Origin of the sequence: Arthrobacter sp. Hiyo1, from assembly GCF_001263615.2 — a bacterium.
Taxonomy (GTDB): Bacteria; Actinomycetota; Actinomycetes; order Actinomycetales; family Micrococcaceae; genus Arthrobacter.
The window spans coordinates 90,529-96,688 of the sequence record NZ_DF952478.1; the positions used below are offsets into that span (position 1 = coordinate 90,529).

The following is a 6,160-nucleotide window of genomic DNA, read 5'->3' on the forward strand; positions in this document are numbered from 1 at the left end:
CCGGCCGCGTCGGGGCAGCTGCTCGACGGGCTTGTTGATCACGTCGACATAGCCGTCGCGCGCGATCGACTCGCGAACCAACATCCGCATGGAAGCGGAAGCATCGTCCTGCAGGTCGAGCCACGCCAGAACTGATTCGTCGACTGCGGGAACCGTCAGCCGTACGCGCCGCGGCTCGGGCTTACGCTTCGCTGCCATGAGCGGCACCCCCTTCGCGCATCATGTCCATCTCTCTCCTCGAAGTCCTCTGGGAAGCATTCGACTCACGAGTCGATCACTTCAACCGTTCATCGCCCTCCCATTCTAATGGTCATTCATGACCATTCGCAAGGCAATTCGAATCCGGATGCGGGCGAATCGTGACCGAATCCGGTACGACCCCATGTCGGCATCGGCAGTGAAGCAGGTACACGCTCTGGACGATCTGCACCCATGAAGAAGCCAAAGCTGGGCCTAATGCGGGCCGCCTATGGACCCCAACGATGAAGCGGTCATCACCGGCTGATTATTGGCCGCTTCCGACAGCTATATACCGCCCACTTCGCCCGGCGATGGGCTGGCTCGAAAGCGCTGGTCAATCGCGGTGCTGTGCCGGGCGGACTCCGGCCACGAATGCGCCGACTCGTGACCGAAATGGAGCCTTGCACCACGAACTGGTGCCGAAGACGGGCTGAAGGCTTCGAATCGGCAATGCCGCGCCCGGACATGAGCGATCCTGTGCCGGATACGACCGGCAGTCACCCGTGAATGGCTCGAATTGATACTGAGATTGACCGGCTTCGGAACGTGAAAACAGTCTCGATCGCGCGCCGCCGGCGTCCCGTCACGGGCTCTTGAGGGCTCGAACCAGGTGTCCAGGTCAGGGTGCGATCCGATCGGCCGGAGGCCCCGCACACAGAGGGCGACCGGGCTGTGCCCGACGCATGCAGCCCGCTGAGCCAGGGAGGAAACAAGGAAGCGACGACGCGTAGAAGCGCACTGCTTCCTCCCTGGCGCAGCTGGAAGACACCCCTGTGGGCGTTCGGATCGGCAGGCCGTTACATGGTGGTGCCGACGACAGAGCAGAGCTGCTTGAGAGTTGGTAGCTCTCTTTTTCTGATGCGCCGACGACTGATGCACAGACGGGTCGCATGCTGTGCAGGTCGTCCTCTCGGACGGCGCGACCCCCACCTCGGGCGCGGTGCTACAAGCGCTGCCTCGCAGTGGGCGAAGACAGCGCAAACGAACCGCGGAGGTGGAGGACGATGCCTGAGCGCGAACTCCCCGGCGACGCGGCTCGCACAGCTCGCCAGGCAAAGGGATCAGATGCCGGGGAACCACGACAGCACCCAGGCGGAACAGATGGTCCAGCGGTGCTGGAACGAGGTGGAGCACCAGCCGCTGCGCGGCGCAACGTGAGGTCGTTTCGCAGCATTGTCCATAGCCGCAACAAGGGGTGAAGCCGCGGGCGGCACGGCTGTGACGGCAAGCGCCGGGCATCGGCACTGCGTGCCAGCAGGAGCTGCAGCGCCCAGGGGAGCAGACCCGTTCCGAGGGGGAGAAGGACCGTCGCTCGTTCCTCACGACGCCACGAACGGGCATTCGTACGGCAGTGCCAAGAAGCACCAGAAGAGCGAACAATCAAAGTGGCCAGATAGCAGGGGAACAGCACCGGTTCGTACACTCGCTGCGCGAAATATCTGACGATCTCCGAACCGGTACGTACCAACGAGTTCCCCTGATAAACGTGCGTTCCAGACCTCCGCTAACGCTCCGGCCGTGGAACAGACGGTGGAAAAGGAAAAAGGGCATAAGCAAACCTGGCAACACGTGTCCTGCGGACCCTCGCTACGCTCGGCCTCTCCGCTGCGCTTCGAGGACGTGTTGGTCGGCATAGCCGACGGGTTTGTCCCGGTCGCTGGCGCTCCCTCACCTCGCTGCGCTCGGCATGCCCATTCGCTTCGCTCAGAGAAGATGAGCCGCTGCTCTCGTCGCCCGGTATCCACAGGTGGACGCCCTTGCGGGCGCACCAATGAAGTGTGGGGCGACGACCGCTGAACCTGCGGTGGACGGCTCAGAGCCAGCGGAGCTGGCACGGGAGGAAACAGGAGTCAGAGAGGTCCTCTGGCCCCTGTGCATTTCATGCGGCTTAGAAGCGCGACAACGCGCACGAGTCTCGGCAATGCACAGTTGCATCACCTTCCATCCGATTCGCCCAACCCACAGCCAAGGAGCACCCATGTCTGAGACCTCCACCGACCAGACCCCCGTCGAGCCATCCGAGGATTTCATCCGCGGTGCCAAGGCCGCGGCCGAGTCGATGCGCCTCTACTTCCTCGACGAGAACGAAGGCCCGATCTACGACGTCTCCGCCGAGGAGCTTCAGTCCCACACCGATGGTGCGGTCGCCGGTGCGCTCAGCGATGAGAAGCTGCGACTCGAACGCGCCCAGGCGAGCTGAGCTCCATCCGTCGACTCGACAGCCGGGAACCACATGATGCCCGGCTGTCGAACAGGCGAATGGCGACCACACAGCTGCTTTGCACAGTGCGATGCAGCTTGAGTGCGCCATCCGATCAGCCTCAGCTTGACCATCCCGACTGCGCACTCACACTCAATTCGCGAATAATTCCTGAAATCATTCCCATCGAGAGGCAGGACCATCCGCATGACCGCCATCAAAGAAGCCGTTATCGTCGACGTCGACGGCACGCTCTGCGACGTCTCAGGGATCCGGCACTACCTGCTCGACGACCCGAAGCGTCGGAACTTCGAGAAGTTCCACAAGGCCTCCGCACTCTGTCCTCCGATCCCGGACACCCTGACCTGGGTGCACGAGCATCTTGCTGCCGGAAGGGCAGTGTTCGTGGTGACAGCCCGCAAGCGGCGCTGGGAATACCTGACCATGCAGTGGCTCCGGAAGTGGGAGATCCCACACGATGTCCTGCTGATGCGTGCAGACGCCGACGACCGCCGGAACGACTTGGTCAAAGCCGACATCCTCGCGCGAATCAGGGCAGCCGGCTTCACCGTGACCGCTGCCATCGACGACAACCCCGGCGTGATCGCGCTCTGGGAGGCCGAGGGCATTCCCGTCACCGTTGTCCCCGGGTGGCCCGAGCCAAACACCGAGATCAATGCCGGCACGGCAGCCAAGAAGGAGACCGCCTGATGTCTATCAAGCTCGCCAATGGCCACCAGACCATCAAGTACTCGCATGTCCTCCTCATCACCGGAGCTCGCAGTTGGGACGACGAGCCAGCCATGCGCGCTGCATTCCGCGACACCTGGACGGCCTGGGGGTCGGCCAATGTAACTAGCCCGCTGCTGATCTCCGGGCAGTGCCCGGATGGAGCGGATGCCATGGCTGAGTCTCTGTGGCGAGCTGAGGGATTCGCAGTCGTGACCATTCCTGCTGACTGGGAAAGGCACGGCCGCAAGAAGGCTGGGCTCATCCGCAATCAGCAGATGGTCGACCTCGCAGTGACCATGCGAATGCAGGGGAGCACTGTGCGTACAGCAGCATTCCTGGACCTATGTCGAAAGGCCGGCTGTACGCAGCGACACGGCGAACAGCTCATGCCGCACACGCCGGGGCACTTCTCGCATGGCACCATGCACTGCCGGACGCAGGCCATTCGAGCCGGACTCGAGACCGTGGACGTGATCCACTCGTCGCTCCCGCCGTTCTGACACTGCAAGCACAACGAAAAGAGCCCCACTGCCAGCTGGCGGTGGGGCTCTTGAGCTGAGAATCAGGCGAGCAACCGGTGACTACTTGCTACGCGTGATCTTGTGCGCCGCGTCGTAGGCAGCCATGACCTCTTTGGGGATGCGACCATACGGCGCGAAGTCGAAGCCGTTCTCCCGGCCCCACTCGCGGATCTTTTCGCGCTCCTCCGGAGTCGTCGTCGGGACCATCTTCCGGGGCTTCGGTGGCTCCTGCGTCGCCTTCCGACCGGCAGCGAGATACGACTTCAATGCCGCCTCAAGCCCCTGTCGCTCGTCATCTGTGAGGTCGATCTCGTACCACGTTTCACCGAGTCCGAAGGTGACCCGTTCGGCATCCTGTCGACCACTGAGGTCCGATTCGATTACTTTCTTTATCGCCATACCACTGAGGCTAACTCATCGGATAGCCCATTGGAAAGCCCATTCGACTGCAAATGCTTGCCATTGGCCGCAAGCTCTGCTATGTCAGCAGAGTTGACCACTCGATGCTGTGAAAACCGCATCGGACTACCACTGTGAACAGCAAGGACACCATGAACACGAAAACCACTCTGCCCGACGCTGCCCGCCAGTGGCGAGCTGATGAGACCGAACCCGCCGCGGACCTGTTCGCGCTGCTCTGCCAGCGCCGGGGCTGGAGCGGCGAGTACCTCGCCGCGATCGACGTCAGCGAGCACGCTGTGCTCAAGGACCTCGACACGATGGTCACAGCACTCGAGGAGATCCGCCGTAGCGGGGGCACGATCACGATCGCCCCGGACTTCGACATGGACGGCATCTCCTCCGGTGTGCTCGGCTACGCCGGTCTCAAGGAGCTCGGCTTCAACGTCAATCTCCACATCCCCGACTACCGTCGCGGCCATGACCTGACGCCGGAGGACATCGCAGAGATCAACGCACGCTTCCCGGGCACCACCGTGCTGCTCACCTGCGACGGGGGAGTGAACTCCCACGCCGGCATCAGAGCGGCAAGGATGCTCGGCTGGCAGACCCTCGTCACCGATCACCACCAGGAGCTCGAACCGGGAAGCCAGGCCGACATCACCGTCGACCCCTGCCGGCTGGACGAGACCTATGCGCTGGGCGGGATCTGCGGAGCGCACGTGCTCTATCAGATCCTCGAGGCCTACGCTGCTGCTCACCAGCCCTTCAAGCTCTGGGCGATCCGGTTGCTGCGTCTGTTCGCCGGCCTCGGAACCGTCTCCGATGTCATGCCGGTGCTCTACGAGAACCGGCAGCTTGTGCGCGACTCGCTGTCGATCGCACGGCTGCTACATGTCTCTGCTCCGAAGACGATCCCGAACCCGTGGGGTGGGATGGACCCGGACCCCGATGCCATCGACATTGCGCGGGCGACGCTCTTGCAGCTGCTCGCGACCGAGGATCACGACCCGGCGTACGTCGCCGCATTCGAGGGTTTCGCCGCGCTCCTGAAGGCCTTCGCCCAGGCAGGCAAGGTCCGCGACATCGACAGCGTAAACGAGGGGTTCTATGGTTTCTACCTCGCGCCGGCGATGAACAGTCCGAGGCGTACCGGATACCCGATCGACGACTGCTTCGCAGTGTTCACCGCACCGAGCATCGCTGAGCGACTTGCGGCTATGCACCGGGTCATCGAGAACAATGAACGCCGCAAGGAGCTCACGGCCCTGCACCTGGCGGAGCTCAACGATGGCGACCAGCCGTTGGCACCCTGGGTGTACTTCTCGGCAGCCCCCGGTGGCATGTACGGCCTGCTCGCCAACCAGATGATGGAGCAGCTCGGACACCCGGTCGTGGTGGTGAACCGGCCGACGACACCGGACGAGCCCGTGAGCGGCTCCGGCCGTGCTCCGGGATGGTTCGACATCATCACCACGCTCGACGGCTACGACGAGCTGTACGCGATCGGCCACCAGCAGGCCTGCGGAGTGAAACTGCGCACGGCGCAGGCGCTCGACCAGCTCGTCACGATCCTCGAGGACAGCACCCGTGTCACGATGCTCACCGCCGGTGACGCGATGCACCCGACCGGCGACCTCGTGCTCGGCGCTGGATCCGAATGCGATGCTCCGCTCGACGACACGGAGCCGCTGGTCGAGCTCGTGCGCCGGGTCGAGACGCTCCGGCCTTTCGGGCATGAGTTCGCCGAGCCTGTCGTCGAGATCGTGCTCGACGGATTCGCGGTGAAGTCGATCGGCTCCGAGAAGCAGCACCTGCGGCTCACCACGGCGACCGGGCTCGCGTGCCTCTGGTGGAATGCCGCAGAAGCACAGCTCGAGCGGCTCACCGAGATCGCGGACGACGCGACGGCTCAGCCGACCCGGTTCCTCGCGAAGCTGCAGCTCAACGAGTTCCTGGGGGAGACGCGTCTCCAGGCCGTCATCGAGAGGTCGATCTGATGCCGGCGGCGCTGCGCCAGGGCCTGGCAGGCACCATCTGGTGCCTGCTCGTCCCGGTCGCCGTGCTC

At 63.8% G+C, this 6,160-nt stretch carries 6 protein-coding genes; 4 read left to right on the top strand and 2 right to left on the bottom strand.

Going from position 1 to position 6,160, the window contains the following annotated elements:
• A partial coding sequence (locus tag AHiyo1_RS25165) for a hypothetical protein (protein WP_216363307.1) occupies positions 1–198 on the bottom strand: 198 nt, incomplete at its 3' end.
• A 2,020-nt stretch (positions 199–2,218) separates the two neighbouring features.
• Between AHiyo1_RS25165 and AHiyo1_RS22845 the strand changes: the two genes are divergently transcribed.
• The 3 genes from AHiyo1_RS22845 (at position 2,219) to AHiyo1_RS22855 (ending at position 3,672) form a co-directional block, all read left to right on the top strand.
• A complete protein-coding gene (locus AHiyo1_RS22845; protein ID WP_059390121.1) occupies positions 2,219–2,440 on the top strand; it encodes a hypothetical protein in 222 nt (73 codons plus the stop codon).
• Between the two features lie 207 nt (positions 2,441–2,647).
• A complete protein-coding gene (locus AHiyo1_RS22850; protein WP_059390122.1) occupies positions 2,648–3,151 on the top strand; it encodes a phosphatase domain-containing protein in 504 nt (167 codons plus the stop codon).
• The gene (locus tag AHiyo1_RS22855) at positions 3,151–3,672 is read left to right on the top strand and encodes an SLOG family protein (RefSeq protein ID WP_059390123.1); all 522 of its coding nucleotides are present in this window, start codon (positions 3,151–3,153) and stop codon (positions 3,670–3,672) included. The genes AHiyo1_RS22850 and AHiyo1_RS22855 overlap by 1 nt, the downstream gene beginning before the upstream one ends.
• An 81-nt stretch (positions 3,673–3,753) precedes the next feature.
• On the opposite strand, the gene AHiyo1_RS22860 is transcribed toward AHiyo1_RS22855, so the two are convergent.
• Positions 3,754–4,092 (bottom strand): histone-like nucleoid-structuring protein Lsr2, encoded by a 339-nt coding sequence (locus tag AHiyo1_RS22860; protein WP_059390124.1) that lies wholly within the window; start codon positions 4,090–4,092, stop codon positions 3,754–3,756.
• Positions 4,093–4,226: 134 nt separating this feature from the next.
• On the opposite strand from AHiyo1_RS22860, the gene AHiyo1_RS22865 reads away from it, so the two are divergent.
• Positions 4,227–6,092, top strand: a complete 1,866-nt coding sequence (locus AHiyo1_RS22865) for a DHH family phosphoesterase (RefSeq protein ID WP_216363308.1) — start codon at positions 4,227–4,229, stop codon at positions 6,090–6,092.
• Positions 6,093–6,160: the final 68 nt, after the last annotated feature.

Bases quoted from the DNA above. Each gene is read 5' to 3' on its own strand.
- AHiyo1_RS22845 (WP_059390121.1), top strand. From the start codon at position 2,219: ATGTCTGAGACCTCCACCGACCAGACCCCCGTCGAGCCATCCGAGGAT.
- AHiyo1_RS22860 (WP_059390124.1), bottom strand. From the start codon at position 4,092: ATGGCGATAAAGAAAGTAATCGAATCGGACCTCAGTGGTCGACAGGAT.
- AHiyo1_RS22850 (WP_059390122.1), top strand. From the start codon at position 2,648: ATGACCGCCATCAAAGAAGCCGTTATCGTCGACGTCGACGGCACGCTC.
- AHiyo1_RS22855 (WP_059390123.1), top strand. From the start codon at position 3,151: ATGTCTATCAAGCTCGCCAATGGCCACCAGACCATCAAGTACTCGCAT.